This is a genomic window from Arthrobacter sp. GW460-12-1-14-TSB2, assembly GCF_059423525.1.
Genome location: NZ_JBWKYC010000035.1, coordinates 1 through 16,546 on the forward strand (window position 1 = coordinate 1; position 16,546 = coordinate 16,546).

General features: G+C 67.8%; 8 protein-coding genes. All 8 read left to right on the top strand.

The window, feature by feature from the left end:
- A partial coding sequence (locus AC07YR_RS22360; protein WP_494735302.1) for an Ig-like domain-containing protein occupies positions 1–5,283 on the top strand: 5,283 nt, incomplete at its 5' end.
- A 100-nt stretch (positions 5,284–5,383) separates the two neighbouring features.
- On the top strand, positions 5,384–6,355 hold the full coding sequence (locus AC07YR_RS22365) for an AAA family ATPase (RefSeq protein ID WP_055803122.1): 972 nt from the start codon (positions 5,384–5,386) through the stop codon (positions 6,353–6,355).
- A 53-nt stretch (positions 6,356–6,408) separates the two neighbouring features.
- Positions 6,409–7,740, top strand: coding sequence for a DUF58 domain-containing protein (locus AC07YR_RS22370; protein ID WP_436057123.1), 1,332 nt, complete (start codon positions 6,409–6,411; stop codon positions 7,738–7,740).
- Positions 7,737–10,352 (top strand): transglutaminase-like domain-containing protein, encoded by a 2,616-nt coding sequence (locus tag AC07YR_RS22375; RefSeq protein WP_494735303.1) that lies wholly within the window; start codon positions 7,737–7,739, stop codon positions 10,350–10,352. Before AC07YR_RS22370 ends, AC07YR_RS22375 begins: the two co-directional genes overlap by 4 nt.
- The gene (locus AC07YR_RS22380) at positions 10,349–12,058 is read left to right on the top strand and encodes an RDD family protein (protein ID WP_494735304.1); all 1,710 of its coding nucleotides are present in this window, start codon (positions 10,349–10,351) and stop codon (positions 12,056–12,058) included. The genes AC07YR_RS22375 and AC07YR_RS22380 overlap by 4 nt, the downstream gene beginning before the upstream one ends.
- Positions 12,055–13,101 (top strand): PP2C family protein-serine/threonine phosphatase, encoded by a 1,047-nt coding sequence (locus AC07YR_RS22385; RefSeq protein ID WP_494735305.1) that lies wholly within the window; start codon positions 12,055–12,057, stop codon positions 13,099–13,101. Before AC07YR_RS22380 ends, AC07YR_RS22385 begins: the two co-directional genes overlap by 4 nt.
- A complete protein-coding gene (locus AC07YR_RS22390) occupies positions 13,055–14,875 on the top strand; it encodes an FHA domain-containing protein (RefSeq protein ID WP_494735306.1) in 1,821 nt (606 codons plus the stop codon). The genes AC07YR_RS22385 and AC07YR_RS22390 overlap by 47 nt, the downstream gene beginning before the upstream one ends.
- Positions 14,872–16,545 (top strand): serine/threonine-protein kinase, encoded by a 1,674-nt coding sequence (locus AC07YR_RS22395; protein WP_494735307.1) that lies wholly within the window; start codon positions 14,872–14,874, stop codon positions 16,543–16,545. Before AC07YR_RS22390 ends, AC07YR_RS22395 begins: the two co-directional genes overlap by 4 nt.
- Position 16,546 lies beyond the last annotated feature (1 nt).

Below are 16,546 nucleotides of genomic sequence, written 5' to 3' on the forward strand. Positions count from 1 at the left end.
TTGGACGGGTCGACGGCGAAGACGGTGTCCTTTGATGGTGAGGGTGTGCCGGCGGCTCCGGTGCAGCTGGGCGGGTGCGTCCATGCGGCGTGGTCGGGGGCGAACAAGTATGTCCGGGACTGTGTGAATGATGCCGATGATAAGAACGTGGAGGTGCCCAAGGCGAGTGCGTCGCCGTCGTATGTGTTCCGGGTGAACCGGGACCTGGTGGTGCTGAACGATGTGAACTCGGGCAATGTGTGGCTGGTCAACCAGAACATGCAGCTGGTCAACAACTGGGACGACGTCATCCCGCCCAAGAACCAGTCCGATGACCAGGACCAGGAATCCGCGGACAACAACACCATCAATATCCTGCCGGACCGGACCAAACCCAACCGGCCGCCGGAAACCAAGGCTGACACCGTCGGCGTCCGGCCGGGGCGCACCACCATCCTCCCCGTGCTGGACAACGACTCCGACCCCGACGGTGATGTCCTGACGGCGTCCGTCGGGGGCTCCGGGCCCGCTTCAGGCACGCTCCAGAACATCTATGGCGGAACGGCCTTCCAGATCACGGTTCCGGCCGACGCCAAGCCCGGCTCCGAAACTTTCAGCTACAACGCGGCGGACGGCCGGGGCCTGTCCGCCGGCGGGCAGGTATCCCTGAACGTCGTGGGTCCTGACGAAAACAAGCCGCCCGTCTTCAAGCGCGGTGAGCCCACCACCATGCTGGTGGAGCAGGGGAAGACCGTCAGCCAGAACATCCTCACCGACTGGGCGGACCCCGACGGCGACGACCTCGTGCTGCTGGACGCCAAGGCAGACAACGAGCAGGACCAGGTCAAGGTCCGCCGCGACGGGCTGCTCACCTACCAGGATTCGGGGGCCGCACCAGGCAAGAAAACCGTCACGGTGTCCGTGTGGGACGGCCGCGACACCACCACCGGACAGGTGGTGGTGAACGTTCAGCCGCCCGGCGCGCTGGCGCCGGTTGTCAACGCTGACCACGTCACCGCCGTCGTCGGCCAGGACCTGGTGATCGCTCCGCTGAAGAACGACGTCGACCCCAATGGCGGCGCCTTGCGGCTCGCCCAGGTGGAAGCCTCCGGCCCGGCCGAACTCGGCCCCGTCACCGACGGCGGAACTTTCACGTTCCGCAGCGAGACAGCCGGCCCGGTGTACCTGACCTACATCGCCAGCAACGGCCCGCAAAGCAGCCAGGGACTCATCCGCGTGGATGTGGAATCAGGGAAGGACACCGGCGACCCGGTGGCCGTCCATGACGTGGCGCTGATGCCGACCGGCGGAAGCGTGCTCCTGGACCCCCTGGCCAACGACTCCGATCCCTCCGGCGGCGTGCTGGTGCTGCAATCGGTCCAGCTTCCGGACAACACCAGGGCATCCGTAAGCGTGATCGACCACAGCGTGCTGCGGATCACCGACGTGCTGGGCACCAAAGAGCCCTTCCTGTTCAACTACACGATGTCCAACGGCCGCAAGTCCGCCACCGGCAGCGTCTCCGTGGTGCCGGTGCCGGCGCCCGCCGTCCTCGAAGCGCCCCAGCCGAAACCGGACGAAGTCAACGTCCGCGTCAACGACGTCGTCACCATTCCCGTGCTGGCCAACGACACCCATCCGCAGGGCCAGAAACTGACTGTGGATCCGGTGCTGCCGCAGGCGGTGCCGGCGGAGGACGGCAAGAGTTTCGTGTCGGAGAACACGTTGCGATTCATCGCCGGTTCCCAGCCCAAGACGGTCCGCGCCATCTACAACGCCGTTGACCCGCAGGGCCAGAAGAGCGCCGCGGCGGTCACCATCCACGTCCTGCCGCTGGAAGGCGCCGAGAACTCCCGGCCGCAGCCAAAGAACCTGACGGCAAGGGTGGTGGCGGCCGGCTCGGTCCGCATCCCGGTGGAACTGGACGGGATCGATCCCGACGGCGACTCGGTGCAGCTGACCGGCATCGACAGCACCCCCAACATGGGCACCGCCACCGTCGGCAGCAACTTCATCGACTTCACCGCAGCCGGTGACGGCGCAGGTACGGACACCTTCCGCTACAAGGTGGTTGACCGGCAGGGCGCCGTCAATACCGGCACGGTGACCGTGGGCATTGCCCCGCGGGGCGACGCAAACCAGAAACCCACCCCCGTCGACGACGATGTCCAGGTCCGTCCGGGACGCCAGATCGCCGTGGATGCCGCAGGCAACGACACGGACCCCGACGGCGACCCCATCGGGATTGTGGCCGACGGCATCGAAGCTCCCGCGGAACTCCAGGCGACCGTGAGCAAGGCGAGCGGACGCATCCTCGTGCAGGCGCCGGCGAGCGAGGGCATAGTCAACGTCCGCTATACGATCGTCGATGACCGCGGAGCGTCGGCGCAGGCCACCATCCGGGTCAACGTCCGCGGTGACGTTCCGCTCCAGGCACCGATCGCACGGGATGACCGTGTGACGTCCGCCCAGACCCTGGGCAAGACTGCCGTTGACGTGCCCGTGTTGAAGAACGACGAGGATCCGGACGGCGTGGGCGAGAACCTGAAGATCGCCACGGAAGCCACCACCGCCCGGCCGGGAACCGACGGCAACATGGTGGTGGAGCTGACCGAGCAGCCCCAGCTCATTCCGTACACGGTCGAGGACGTGGACGGCCAGAAATCCACCGCCATCATCTGGGTGCCCGGCGTGGGACAGCAGGTGCCGACGCTGGCCAAGGACGAGGTGGTCGAGGTCATTGCCGGCCAATCGGTTACCGTGGACCTGAAGGAATGGGTGAAGGTCCGCGACGGAAAGTCGCCGCGGCTGACCCAGACGGACCGGATCAAGCTCATCGGCTCCGACGGCGGTGACCCGGTTGCCGGTAACGGTACTGCCATCAACTACACCGCGGGCCAGGACTACGTGGGGCCTGGCTCCATCAGCTTTGAAGTCACCGACGGTACCGGCCCGGATGATCCGCAGGGCCTCAAATCAACCCTCAGCATCCGGACCAAGGTCATGCCGGACCCGAACCGGAATAACCCGCCCACCCTGCTGGGAAGCTCGGTGGATGTACCAAAGGGCGAATCAGCGGACACCGACCTGGGCCGGCTCACGTCCGACCCCGACCGCGATGACGTCGACAACATGAAGTACGAGCTGGTGGGGAACGGTCCGGCCGGTTTCAATGCCCGCATTGAAGGCAAGACCCTTAAGGCGTCCGTGGACGGCTCAACGGCCACCGGCACTGCAGGGGCGGTGCAGATCAAGGCAAAGGATCCCCGGGGACTCGAAACAACTGCAACATTCCAACTGGCGGTCACCGCGTCCAACCGGCCCAAGCCCGTTGCCAGCGACGATGTTGAACCCAACGCGGCCGCCGGCAAGACCGTATCCGTAAACGTCCTGGCCAACGATTCCAACCCGTTCCCGGAGACTCCGCTGAAAATCGTGGAGGCCGGCGTCGAAACCGGACTCGGCAACGTCGAGGTGGCCGGCGGTGACGTGAACGTGACGCCTGCTTCCGGTTTTACCGGGACACTCGTGGTGGCCTACACCGTTGAGGACAAGACGGGGGAGACCTCCCGGCATGCCACGGCGCGCATCCGCCTGACGGTCAAGGACAAGCCGCTGGCCCCTGCCACGCCGCAGGCGCAGAGCGTTGGCGATCAGACTGCCTTGCTGAACTGGACCGCGCCGGCGGACCGCGGCTCGCCCATTACCAAGTACACGGTCTACGGCGAGGGCGGCTACCGGCAGGAATGCCCGGCAAACTCGTGCACGCTCACGGGTTTGACCAACAACACCAAGTACCACTTCCAGGTCACAGCCACGAATGAGTTCGGCGAGTCCGACCGGTCACCGGCTTCGGCCGAGGTCCGTCCGGACGTCAAGCCCGACACCCCGGTTGCCCCTGCGCTGAAGTTCGGGGACAAGCAGCTCAGCGTGACGTGGACGGCGCCGGCCAGCAAGGGCTCGCCCGTCAAGTCATACGACCTGGAGATCTCCCCGGCGCCCGCCGGGCAGAACGCCCAGATCCAGAACCTGACCTCACTCAGCTATGTGTGGAAGGGGCTGCAGAACGGCGTTTCCTATAAGGTCCGTGTCCTGGCGCGGAACGATGCCAAGGAGCCCTCCGAGTGGAGTGCCTACTCCGCCGCCGAAATCCCCGCCGGCGTCCCGGTCACCCCGGCCGCTCCCAGCGCGACGGCGGCAAACTCGGTGGGTACGCAGAGCCAGCTCAGGGTGACCTGGACGGCACCCAACAACAATGGCGACGCCATCTCGGCGTACACACTGACCACGCTGAGGGGCGGGGCCGTCGTCGCCACCCAGCAGGTCGCCGGGACGTCGCAGAACGTCACGGTGGACAACTCCGAGTCGGGCTACACCTTCACCGTGTCGGCCACCAACAAGGCCGGCACGTCCGGCACGAGCGCACAGTCCGCGGCCGTCCGGGCAGTGGGCAAGCCGGACATGGTGGGCAAACCCACCGCGACCCTCGTCGATACCGGCGGAGACGGCGGAAAGATTGACGTGAGGTTCCCCGTGTTGACCGATGCCCAGCGCAACGGATCGACTCCCGGCGAGATCACCTACAAGTACCGGCTGACGTCGGGTGGCGGCAGCGGCAACATTGCTGCCGGCGGAGCAGTCGTCCCGGCTGCCAACGGCACCGCTACCGCCGTCGTCGTGTGGGCCGTCTCGTCCCGCAGTACCACCGCCGGCGACGCAAGCCCTGCCTCCAACACCGTCAACCCTTACGGGCTCGCCTTCGCGCCGACTGTGACGGGCAGCAACAGCAGCGGCGTGGGGGACAGGACAGTGTCCTGGAACTGGAACGAGCCCAGCGGCAACGGCCGGGCAGTGACGGGCTACCAGTACAGCCTGGACGGTGGAGGCTGGCAGGACACCGGGCAGCGGTCGTTCTCGAAGACCGTCGGCTTCAGCGAGACGCACACACTGCGGGTCCGCGCGATCAGCGCGGGCCAGGCGGGGCGCATCGGCAGCGATACCTCGCGCAGCGGCGCGGAGCCGCCACCGCCGGCGCCGACGTCGTGGGACATCCGGGCCACGCCCGTCAGGACCTGCACGGAACCAAACCGGACAACCGACAGCTACCGGGATACCAACCCCGATCAGTGCCTCAGCCCCGGACGGTGGTTCGACACGGGTTACACAGCCCAGACGGACTACTACGTGGTCTGGAGCGGCAGGGTCTGGTACCACCTCACGTCGGGTGCTGCCTCCGGCAACTTCACCCGCGGCGACACTACGTCCCTGGGCACGAACCCGCCGGCAGGCATGCCCCAGCGGTAATGCTGAGGTAATCAGGGCCCAAGCAAACAATTAGACTAATCGCTGGACGAAGCGGGCACCGGCCCGTCGCGTCAGCCGAAACCCGGAAGAGGATTGACCCATGACCATGACAACTGAGCAGGCCGACTGGTTTGCAGGAACGTTCGAGAAGCTCGTTGCCAACGTAGGACAGGCCGTGCTGGGCAAGTCCCACGTCATCCGCCTGACCTTCACGGCCATGCTCGCCGAAGGGCACGTCCTCTTCGAAGATGCGCCCGGAACCGGCAAGACGTCCCTGGCGCGTGCCCTCGCGGCAACCGTGCAGGGGTCCAACAACCGGATCCAGTTCACCCCGGACCTGCTTCCCTCGGATGTCACGGGTGTGACCATCTACGACCAGAAGACCCAGAAGTTCGAATTCCACAAGGGACCCATCTTCAACAACATCGTCCTGGCCGACGAGATCAACCGTGCGTCGCCGAAGACCCAGTCCGCCCTCCTGGAGGTCATGGAGGAATCACGGGTCACGGTGGACGGCACCACGTATGAAGCCGGCCGCCCCTTTATGGTCATGGCCACGCAGAACCCGATCGAGCAGGCGGGCACCTACCGTCTGCCCGAAGCCCAGCTGGACCGGTTCCTGATCAAAACGTCCATCGGGTACCCGGACCACGCGTCCACGGTGCAGCTGCTGGGAGGAGCGAACCTCAAAGACCGGTCCAAGGAGCTCTCCGCGGTCATCACCACGCAGGCGGTGGCTGACATGGCCGACCTCGCTGCGACCACACACGTGGACACCGCCGTGCTGGAATATATTTCACGGCTGTGCGAGGAAACCCGCAACGCACCCGAGACCCGGCTCGGCGTCTCGGTCCGCGGAGCCCTGGCCATGGTCCGGGCCGCAAAAGTCTGGGCCGCGAGCCAGGGGCGGAACTTCGTCCTGCCGGACGACGTGAAGGACCTCGCCGGCGTCGTCTGGACGCACCGCTTTGTGATGGACCCCGAAGCGGAATTCTCCGGCGCCACCGCCGAAGCCGTACTGGCCCGTGTGCTGTCCGATGTGGCTGCCCCGCAGCAGCGCGCCGGCGTCTAAGCGGTGCCCGCCCACCATTCCGGCACATTCACCGCGCGAACAAAGGCACAGATATGTCCAGCAGCACTCCGTTGACCCGGCTTGCTGAACGCCTGAAAAGGCCGTTTTCAGGTGACGGGAAGGCCTCGCGCCTACGCCCGGCCGCCATGTGGTCCGAAGCCGTCAGCACGGCGGGCCTGGTGCTCGCGCCCGCCTGGTCGAAAGTCCGGGTGCTCTGGTTGACGTACGCCTGGCCGGTTCTCTCGGTGGTCAGCGTCCTGGGCTGGTCCGTCCTGGCCGCATCGATCCTGCTGTGGAGTGTCGGCCAGGCCTATGGCTGGCAGGAAGCCAAGGCCGCCGCAGTGGCTGCCCTCGTCCTGTTCGTCCTTGCCGTCGGATTCATCCTGGGGCGCTCCTCCTACGGCGTGGTGCTGGACCTCGCCAGGACCCGCGTGGCCGTCGGCGACAGCGCCGTCGGCAGCATCGCTGTCTCCAATACCTCCGCGCGTCCCCTCCTGCCGGCCGCGCTGGAGCTTCCCGTGGGAGCGGCCACCGCCGTCTTTCACCTGCCGCGGATGAAACCGCAGCAGGTCCATGAGGACCTCTTCACCATCCCCACCGCCCGGCGCGCCGTCATTGTGGTGGGCCCGGTGCGCTCCGTCCGCGCCGACCCCCTGCACCTGCTGCGGCGCCAGGTGCTGTGGACTGAGCCTGAGGACCTCTACGTACACCCGCGGACCGTTGCCCTGGCCGGTTCCGCCGCTGGCTTCATCCGCGACCTGGAGGGCATGCCCACCACGGACCTGTCCAGCGCCGACGTGTCGTTCCACGCGCTCCGTGACTATGTGCCGGGCGACGACCGCCGCCACATCCACTGGAAGACCACCGCGCGGACCAACAAACTCATGGTGCGCCAGTTCGAGGAAACGCGCCGCGCCCACCTCGCCATCTCGCTGTCCATCAACACGGACGAATATGACTCGGAGCACGAATTCGAACTCGCTGTTTCCGCGGCCGCTTCGATCGGGCGCCAGGCCATCCGGGAACAGCGCGAACTGGACGTCCTCACCCAGAAGGGTCCGCTCCGGTGTGAGACCGGCCGGAACATGCTCGACGACATGACCCGGATCGTGGGTTCCCCAATGCGGAAGACCGCCGTCGACCTGGCCCGTACGCTGGCGGACACTGTCCCGAACGCTTCGGTGGTTTTCTTCGTCGTGGGCAGCCGAGTCACCCCCGCCCAGCTCCGTTCGGCATCGGCTTCGGTGCCGCCGGGAGTGCGCAGCCTCGCCGTCCGCCTTGAGACCGGCGCCGCGCCGGCCCGCGCGAACATCGCTGACCTGACAGTCCTGACGCTGTCCGACCTGTCCGACCTCGCCATCATCCTGAGAAAGGCGGCTGCATGAGCTCCGCGCCCGCATTCCGCCCGCGCAGGCAGCCCGCGCAATCGCAGCCGTCCGCCTTCAGCGACGGCCAGCCGGCCTGGCATTTCGCGCTCGACGCCGGTGCCCTGGTGGTCCTGCTGGGGCTTGGAGTCCTCGGGTTCAGCCTCAGCTTCGGCGGCGACCCCTATTACCTGATCGCCGGATTCGGTGGCATCCTGCTGGGCCTGGGCATTGCCGCGGCCAACGCCCACTTCAGGCTCGGGGCCCTGATCACCGCCGCAGCGACACTCGGCGCGTACCTGGTTCTAGGAACGCTGTTTGCCGTGCCCGATGCCGCCGTCGCCGGCTTTGTTCCCACTCTCGAGTCACTGCGGACCCTCCTGCTGGGCGTCGTCTTTGCCTGGAAGGACATGCTGACCGTAGGTGTCCCGGTGGGAACAGCCGGCGGAATGCTCATTGTCCCGTTCCTCAGCGCCCTCATCACAGCGCTGGCCGCAGGACTGATGACGTGGCGGCTGAAGAGCCCTTACTGGCCGCTCCTGCCTGTGCTGGTGCTCTTCGTTACCGGCATTGCCTTCAGTACCAACGCCGGCTTCCTCAACGTGGAGCGTGGAATCTCCCTCACGGTGGTGGCTGTGGCCTGGGCAACCTTCCGACGCGACGCACACCGGCGCAACGACACCCGAAAGGTGTCCGTCAACCGCCCGGAGGCGGATGCCTCCACCGCACGCCGCGCCAAGATCCGCCGGCTCGGGTCCGCCGCGGGCGTCATCGCGGCCTGTGTGGCCGTCACGGCGGTGGCATCGCCGCTCGTTACGGCCAGCGACGACAGAACGGTACTCCGCAACGCGATCGTTCCGCCGTTCGACCCGAAGGACTACATCACTCCGCTGGCGAGCTTCCGTAATTTCGTCAAGGACAAGAAGGATGACAACCTGTTCGTGGTGAGTGGCCTGCCCCGGGACGGGCGCGTCCGTCTGGCGGCCCTTGACGCCTTCAACGGCACCAACTACAACATGGACCCGGACAGCTCCGGCAACTTCAGCAAGGTGGGGGATGCCAAGTCCCTCAACACCTTGGCCGACTCCGACGGCATCGTCCCCAGCAACGATTACACCCTGGATATCACCATCGAGGACTACCAGGGATACTTCCTGCCCGGCGGCCGCCGCACCACCGGAATCAGCTTCACCGGGGAGTCCTCGGGAGCCGCCTCCGGGCTCTACTTCAACTCCGGAACGGACACCGCGGTCACCACCAGGGGCCTCGCGAAGGGCGACGCCTACAGCGTGCAGGTGTCCGACCCCGCCAAGCTCGAACACGGCCAGCTCACCCAGTACGACTTCGCCAAAGTGGCGCTCCCGGATGCCCAGGAAGTCCCGCCGGTGGTCGGCTCCCAGGCCAACGATTTGTCCGCCGACGCCCCCACGGCGATCGACCGTGTCCGGCAGATCGAAGCCCATTTCCAGAAAAAGGGCGCCTTCAGTAACGGCCTGATCGACGAAGGCCAGCTGCCCAGCGTCTCAGGGCATGGCTCGGCGCGCATCAGGAGCCTCCTGACCGCCAAGCAGATGCTGGGCGACGACGAACAATACGCCGTGGCGATGTCCCTGATGCTCCGGCACCTGGGCATCCCGTCGCGGGTGGTGATGGGCTTCTACCCGGACCCGAAGAGCCCGGAAAACGGCGCCGGCGAAGTAAAGATCACCGGCAAGGATGTCCACGCCTGGGTGGAGGTCGCGTTCGACCGTGTCGGGTGGGTCTCCTTCGACCCCACCCCGCCCAAGGACAACGTGCCCATTCCGCCGGACCCCGAGAACAAATCCAAGCCCAAACCGCAGGTCCTGCAGCCCCCGCCCCCGCCGCAGGAGCCGGCCGACCTGCCGCCGGACTCTTCCCCGGACGCCCTGGACGCTGACGAGAAGAAGAACAACCCGTGGCTGTTCTGGGGACCGATCCTCACGGCAATCGGCATCGCCTTGATCCCCGTTGCGATCCTGGCGCTGCCGCTTCTGCTCATCGCGCTGCTCAAGAGCCGGCGCCGCAGGGCCCGGTTCTCCGACGGGCACCCGGCCCAGCGGGTGGGCGGCGGCTGGAACGAAGTGGTCAGCCTCGCCACGGACATGGGTGCCGCCCTGGACACCCGGGCAACCCGCCGGGAATCCGCCGTCGTCCTCGGTGAAGCTTTTCCCGCGACTGCCGGAACAACCGCCCTGCTGGCGCGGCGCGCCGACGCCTCCATTTTCGGCGCCGGCCAGCCAAGCGAGGCGGAGGTCCAGGAGTACTGGACCATCGTCGACGGCTCGCTGAAGGAAATGACCGCCACTGTTGGATTCTGGCGGCGCCAGGCTGCCCGGTTCTCGCCCCGGTCCCTCCTGTCCGACGGCCGGACTGCGCTCAAGCTCAAGGGACCCAGGCTTGTCCGGACTGCCAAAACGGAGCCCGCGGGTAGGGTGGACGGTGGCCCGGGACCGGTGTCCGGCCACCCTGTCAGGCAACCGGACGGCCCGGTGACCGGACCGGCACCGGCGGCACCGGCGGGTGCTTCCGCTTCGGGGCCGGCCACTTCCGGTCCGGACAATGAACAGACCGTGCTGAGGCGCACCCTACGAGAGAACCGCAACGAACCATGACCCATGACGCCGAGCGCTGCCAGCGCTGCCAGCAGTTGATACGTCCCGGAGCGGCGTTCTGCCCGTCCTGCGGCGCGCCGCTGAGCAACCGGGCTGCCCGCAATGACCGGAACATCGACCACTCGCAGCGGGAGCTGATGGAGCGGGCGGCCGCGCACGGCGGTCCGATTCCCGGTAGTATCCCCGTAGCGCACGCCGGGACGGAAGCCGCCGGGCCGGGCCTCCGGGAACAGACGGTGCACGGACAATCGGTCCAGGGACACGGTCCTGATGGACAGGGTGCCCCCGGACGGGGCGCCCCCGGACGGGGCGCCCCCGGACGGGGCGTGCCTGTGCAGGGCGGCCGCCTGGCCGGTGTGCAAACGCACGGCTCGCACGTACAAGGGGGAGGTACCGGAATGGGTGGCAAGCTGGACATCGTTCCCGCAGCGGCGGGACGGCGGCTCGGCGCCGCGGTGCTCGACTGGGTGGGGCCGGCCGCGGTTCTTGTAGTGATGCTAACCATCGGGTTTGCCAGCATCACCCGCACCCAGAGCGGCGGCTACATCATTTACGACACAGCGATGCTTGTGCTGCTGGGCAGCATTGCGGTGGGCATCGCTGTGGTTTACACACTGGTGATGCTCGGAATCGAAGGCCGCTCCGGCAACACCATTGGCAACCAGCTCATGGGCATCCGCAGCACCGACCAGGACGGCTATGCCCCCGGCGCCGGAGCCCTGTTCCTGCGCGGCCTCATCACCGGGGCAGGCATCCTCCTGACGGTGCTTGCAACGGTGCTCGTGGTGGTTTTCAAGTGGTTCGGGGCCGCGCTGTGGATCCTCGTGCCGCTCGGCATGCTCGGTATCGCCTGGGCTTTCCTCGTGGTGGTGTCCAACTCCTGGGACAAGAACGGCAAGCTTAGGGGCTGGCACGATGCCGCGGCCAAGACGCTCATGTTCGATGTCAACGCCGGCCGGAACCCCGTCACCACCGGAGGCATCCAGGGGCCCTACAGTTTCGCACCGCTGGACCTCCCGCCCGTGCAGCAGGTTTCGTCACCGATTGCGGGCGCGGCCGTCAGGCCCGGCCAGGCGGTGACCGCGCCAGCCGCGGAACCGCACCAAGGTTTCAGCCAGCCTGCCGCCGTCCCGCAGCCGCCCCATAACCCGAACCAGTGGCAGCCCCCCGTGGCGCCCGCGCCTGTTCCCGTCCCGACACAGGGACAGGCCCAGCCCCAGGCCGCGCCCGTCCCGACACACTTCCAGCCGGCACCCGCCCCGGTTCAGACCAAGCCCCTGCAGGACCCTGCGCCGCAAGTTCAGGCTTGGGCCCTCCACCCCGATGACGACCACGACCGCACCCAAATGCGCGGACAAACCGTTCCGGCACCAGTGGCCGTGATGCGCATCAGGCTCGACGACGGCCGCGAATTCCAGCTTGACCGGACGGCGCTCATCGGCCGGAACCCCGGCGGTTTTCCGGGTGAAGACATTGCACAGCTGCTGGCAGTGGCGGACCCCGGCCGTTCCATCTCCAAGACCCACCTGCACCTGCGTGAGGACAACGGGGGAGTATGGGTCACGGACCGCAACTCCACCAACGGCAGCGCCGTCACCACGCCGGACGGCATCCGTACCGCCTTGCAGGCCGGGGAACCCGCCTATGTACGCCCAGGGTCCACCGTCCACTTCGGTGACCGAACCTTCCACCTAGGACAGGCATGAATTCCCAGCCGGCAGCCGCCACTTCCGAAGCGGGCCGGGAGCCCGGACTCCAACTGAGCTGCGGCTACGGCACCGACCGTGGCCTGCGCCGGGAACTCAACGAGGATTCCTTCATCGCCTCCGACCCCGTGTTCGCCGTCGCGGACGGCATGGGCGGCCACGAAGGGGGCGAGATCGCCAGCGGAATCTGCGTCCGGACCCTCGCCGGAATGCCGCAGCTGGCCACGGGGGAGCGGACGGCCACGGCCGCCGTCGTCCAGCAGTACCTGGTCAGCGCGGATGAGCGGATCCGCACCGCCACCGGTTCGCGGGCTGGCACCACCCTCGCCGGCGTTGTGCTCGTGGAGCAGATGGGGGTCCCGTACTGGCTGGTGGTGAACATCGGCGACTCGCGGACCTACCGGCTGAGCCAGGGTGAGTTCGCCCAGGTCAGTGTGGACCACTCGGAGGTCCAGGAGCTTGTGGACTCCGGCGAAATCACCAGGGAGCAGGCTGCCGTTCACCCGCGCCGGCACGTGGTGACCCGCGCCCTGGGCACCGGTGACGAAACCGACGCCGACTACTGGCTGCTGCCCGTCGAGGAAGGCGACCGCATCATGATCTGCTCGGACGGGCTGAACGCGGAGCTCACTGACGACCATATGTTCCGCATCCTGAGCACGGTGGGCCACCCCCAGGATGCCGTGGACGCGCTCATCCAGGCGGCGCTGCGCAGCGGGGGACGTGACAACGTCACGGTGATTGTTGTGGATGCCAAGAACGTGATGAACGACGCCGGAACAGACACCGCGCCCCGGCCCGCCGCAGGCGTCGAAGACGAGGACACGCTGCCCCGTACCCAGGTCCTGGAGAATGCCGAAGTGCAGGACAGCACTGAAGTGGATACCGAGGAACTTCCCGAGGCCCCCGTGGCCGCGCTGCCCGTGGACGCGCCGGAGTCCGCTGATTTGCGCAAGCCCGCGGAGCCGGCCGCGCTACCTGGCCAGGAGTCCGTGCATGACTCCGGGAACGATGATGAGGGCCGCCGCGATGGTCTCAAGTAGCTACACCCCGGGGACCTGGTTTGGGGTAGTCCGGGCAGGAACCGCCGTGCTGCTGGCGCCCGGGACTCCGCCCGCGCTCGTGGACTCCCTTTGGGAGCTGCTGGGCGGTGAGCCTGAGGTCCACGACGTGCTTCACGCGGTGACCAGCGCCTCCTCGGGCTCCCTGGCGCAACTTCCGTGGTTCGGCATAGTGGATATGCGGGATTCCCTGCGGGTGTTCCTCCGCGGCGACATCGAGCTGACAGCGGACCTCGCCGCGGGACCGGTTGAGTTGAACGGCAGCGACGTCACCACCTGGACCGAGCGCAGGCTCAGCGAACCGGAACGGTACACAGTGACGGTTCCGGGCGATGCTGCCGGCGCTGCCGAACTCCCGCTGGGGGAGGGGGTTGTCCTGCTGCAGAGCCTCACGGTGGGCCGCGTTACGGGCGCACTGCCTCCGGCCTCGGGGTCGGCGGCGAATGCGGCTCCCGTGACCGAGGTGCCCCTGGCTCCGGAGGCCACTGCGCATGCCCCGGCCGAGCTCGCGGTGCACGAGCAGGTGCCAGTACCCGAACGGGTACCCGTGCACAACGAGGAGCCGGTGGCTGAGCCGGTCCACGAACCCGTCCCTGAGCCGGTCCACGACGTGCCTGCTGAACATGGTGCGTCGGCCGAGACGGTGATGGGTCTTCCCGACGACGAGCTCGAGTACACGGCCGCCGGCATGCCCGGCACGGAGGGTCCCGGCACGGAAGGTACGGAGGAGGAACACGGAAGCACGGAAGATGCCGGCACCGGCGCGCCCGGCGCCTCCCCGGGAGCGGGCGGACAGGAACCCGTTCCGGCGAACGAGCTGACCGGAAGCTACGACCACCTGTGGGAAAAGACCGTCATGCGCCGCATCGAGGACGCCGCCGTTCGGGACGAGCCTGAAGAAGAGCCTGCCGTGGAAACGGAAAACCCGGAAGGCGCCCCCGAGCGGGTAGGCGAACCCCAAGCAGCAGCCGCGCCCGCGCAGTTGCCTGCCGCGGAGCCGGCCGCGCCCGCGCAGCACGCACAGCCCCTCATCCCTGCCGGGCACGGCGGGCTGATCGACTCCGTCCCCTGGAACACCGGCGGCGGGCAGGCCGCCCGGCCGTCCGGGCCGCCGTCGTTCGCTCCCGTATCCGCTTCGCCCGCAGCCGGTGACATGCCGCACTGGGGCAGCCCGTCGGCAGTGCCCCCGGTGCCGGAAGGCGACCACGACGGCGAAACGATCATGAAAAGCGATCTCGCCGGACTCGGGACCACCCCGCAGCTGCAGGGCACGGCCGACGGCAGCGACCCGGCCACCGGCCCCATGGTCCTGGCCCGCGTCTGCCCGCAGGGCCACGCCAACCCGCCGACGCATTCGCAGTGCGCCGGCTGCGGAATGGCGCTGGCGTCCGACGCCGTGCAGGTCCGGCGGCCAAGGCTGGGGCGCGTCCGGGTGTCCACCGGCGAACTGATCGACCTGGACCAGTCACTCGTGATCGGCCGCCAGCCCTCCGTGTCCCGCGTCCAGGGCGGAGGCATGCCCCGGCTCGTCCAGGTGGCAAGCCCCAGCGGCGACATTTCCCGGTCGCATATTGAAGTCCGGCTGGAAGGCTGGCACGTGATGCTGTGCGACCTCAAAGCCACCAACGGAACAGTCCTGGTCCGCGAGGGTCAGCCGCCCAGGCGGCTTGCCCAGAACGAGATGGCCATTCTTCTTGACGGTGATATTGCAGAACTCGGCGATGATGTGTCGCTGCGGTTCGAGGAGATTCTATGAGTTCCAAGCGGCCCGTAGCCCCGCCGCCGCCGATTCCCGGCTTCACGTATGTCAGCCTGCTCGGTTCGGGCGGGTTCTCCGACGTCTACCTCTATGAGCAGGACAGGCCGCGGCGGAAGGTGGCCGTCAAGGTACTCCTCTCGGACCTGAAGACCGAAGGTGCCCGGCGCCGCTTCGAATCCGAAGCGAACCTCATGGCCCAACTGTCCTCGCACCCGTATATTGTGACCATTTTCGAAGCCGAGGTCACCGAGGACGGACACTCCTACCTGGCCATGGAGTACTGTTCCCGGCCCAGCCTTGACGTCCGCTACCGCCGGCAGCGGTTCAGCGTGGACGAAGTCCTGGCCGTCGGAATCCAGGTGGCATCCGCCGTCGAGACCGCCCACCGCGCCGGCATTGCCCACCGGGACATCAAGCCGGCCAACATCCTGGTGACCGATTACAACCGTCCGGCACTGACCGACTTCGGCATTTCCGGCACCCTCGGCAGCGACACCGACGAAGACGCCGGGATGTCGATTCCGTGGTCCCCGCCCGAGCAGTTCCGGGACGGCCCGGTAGACGGCGTGATGGTGGACGTCTGGGCCCTGGGTGCGACGCTGTACACCCTCCTGGCCGGGCGGTCGCCGTTCGTGCTGCCGGGGGCCGACAACTCCCAGCGCGAACTGATTTCCCGGATTACCAACTCGCCCGTACCGCGGCTGGGGCGGGCGGATGTTCCCGAATCGCTGGAGCTGGCGCTGTCCACGTCGATGGCCAAGTCGGCTGCCTCCAGATACTCCTCGGCCCACGCCTTCGCGTTGGCGTTGCAGCGGATCCAGGCGGAACTGAACCTGTCAGTCACCCCCTTCGAGGTCCTGGACGACGCCCACGCCGAGGAGAGCCACCCGGACGACGGCTTCGAAGAGACCCGGGTCCGGAGCATCGCCTCAGTCGATCCTGACCAGACAGGACACGCCCCGACCTTCCCGGCACGGGTGCGTCCCGTGGCTCCGTCCGCGTTTACGCCCGCGGCGCCGCCGGCACCGGCCGCCGGTCCCGCCCGTGGGCCGGTCCCCGGGCCGGTCCCCGGACCCGCCGCCCGTCCGGACCAGCATGATGACTGGTCGCAGGGCACCATGCTGCGGGGGAGCATCGCGGCAGAGCCGCGGACCGGCGGACCTGGTGACGCCGACATCGCCGCTACAGTCAACAGGCCGCAGGCCGTGCAGGAAGCGCCGGCCGAAGCTCCGGTTGACCATAACAAGCGGAACCTCTGGCTGGCGGTGGCCGGCGGTGCGGTACTCGTCGTCGCCGTGATCCTGGGGCTGGTGCTGGGCGCGTCGCGGCCGGAGCCGGTCGTTAAGCCCACCGAGAAGGTTTCCACGCCACCGCCGGATGCCCTGGGTGACGGATCGGTGCCTGACGTGACAAACCTCGTCGGCAAGTTCACGGACTCGGGGAAAGCCCGGTTCACGTGGACCAACCCGGATCCCAAGCCGGGGGATACCTATAAGTGGCAGCTGTCGACATCTGCCCCCGGCGAGGGCTTCCACGCCACCGAAACGACGGAGGCTGAAGTGACTCCGGGCCCGAACAAGTTCGCCTGCATCTGGGTGATGATCGTGCGCAGCGACGGTTCGGCATCTCCCATGGGTGGCGACTCATCCTACGAGTGCGCCCAGTGAA

Bases quoted from the DNA above. Each gene is read 5' to 3' on its own strand.
- AC07YR_RS22365 (WP_055803122.1), top strand. From the start codon at position 5,384: ATGACCATGACAACTGAGCAGGCCGACTGGTTTGCAGGAACGTTCGAG.
- AC07YR_RS22370 (WP_436057123.1), top strand. From the start codon at position 6,409: ATGTCCAGCAGCACTCCGTTGACCCGGCTTGCTGAACGCCTGAAAAGG.
- AC07YR_RS22375 (WP_494735303.1), top strand. From the start codon at position 7,737: ATGAGCTCCGCGCCCGCATTCCGCCCGCGCAGGCAGCCCGCGCAATCG.
- AC07YR_RS22380 (WP_494735304.1), top strand. From the start codon at position 10,349: ATGACCCATGACGCCGAGCGCTGCCAGCGCTGCCAGCAGTTGATACGT.
- AC07YR_RS22385 (WP_494735305.1), top strand. From the start codon at position 12,055: ATGAATTCCCAGCCGGCAGCCGCCACTTCCGAAGCGGGCCGGGAGCCC.
- AC07YR_RS22390 (WP_494735306.1), top strand. From the start codon at position 13,055: ATGACTCCGGGAACGATGATGAGGGCCGCCGCGATGGTCTCAAGTAGC.
- AC07YR_RS22395 (WP_494735307.1), top strand. From the start codon at position 14,872: ATGAGTTCCAAGCGGCCCGTAGCCCCGCCGCCGCCGATTCCCGGCTTC.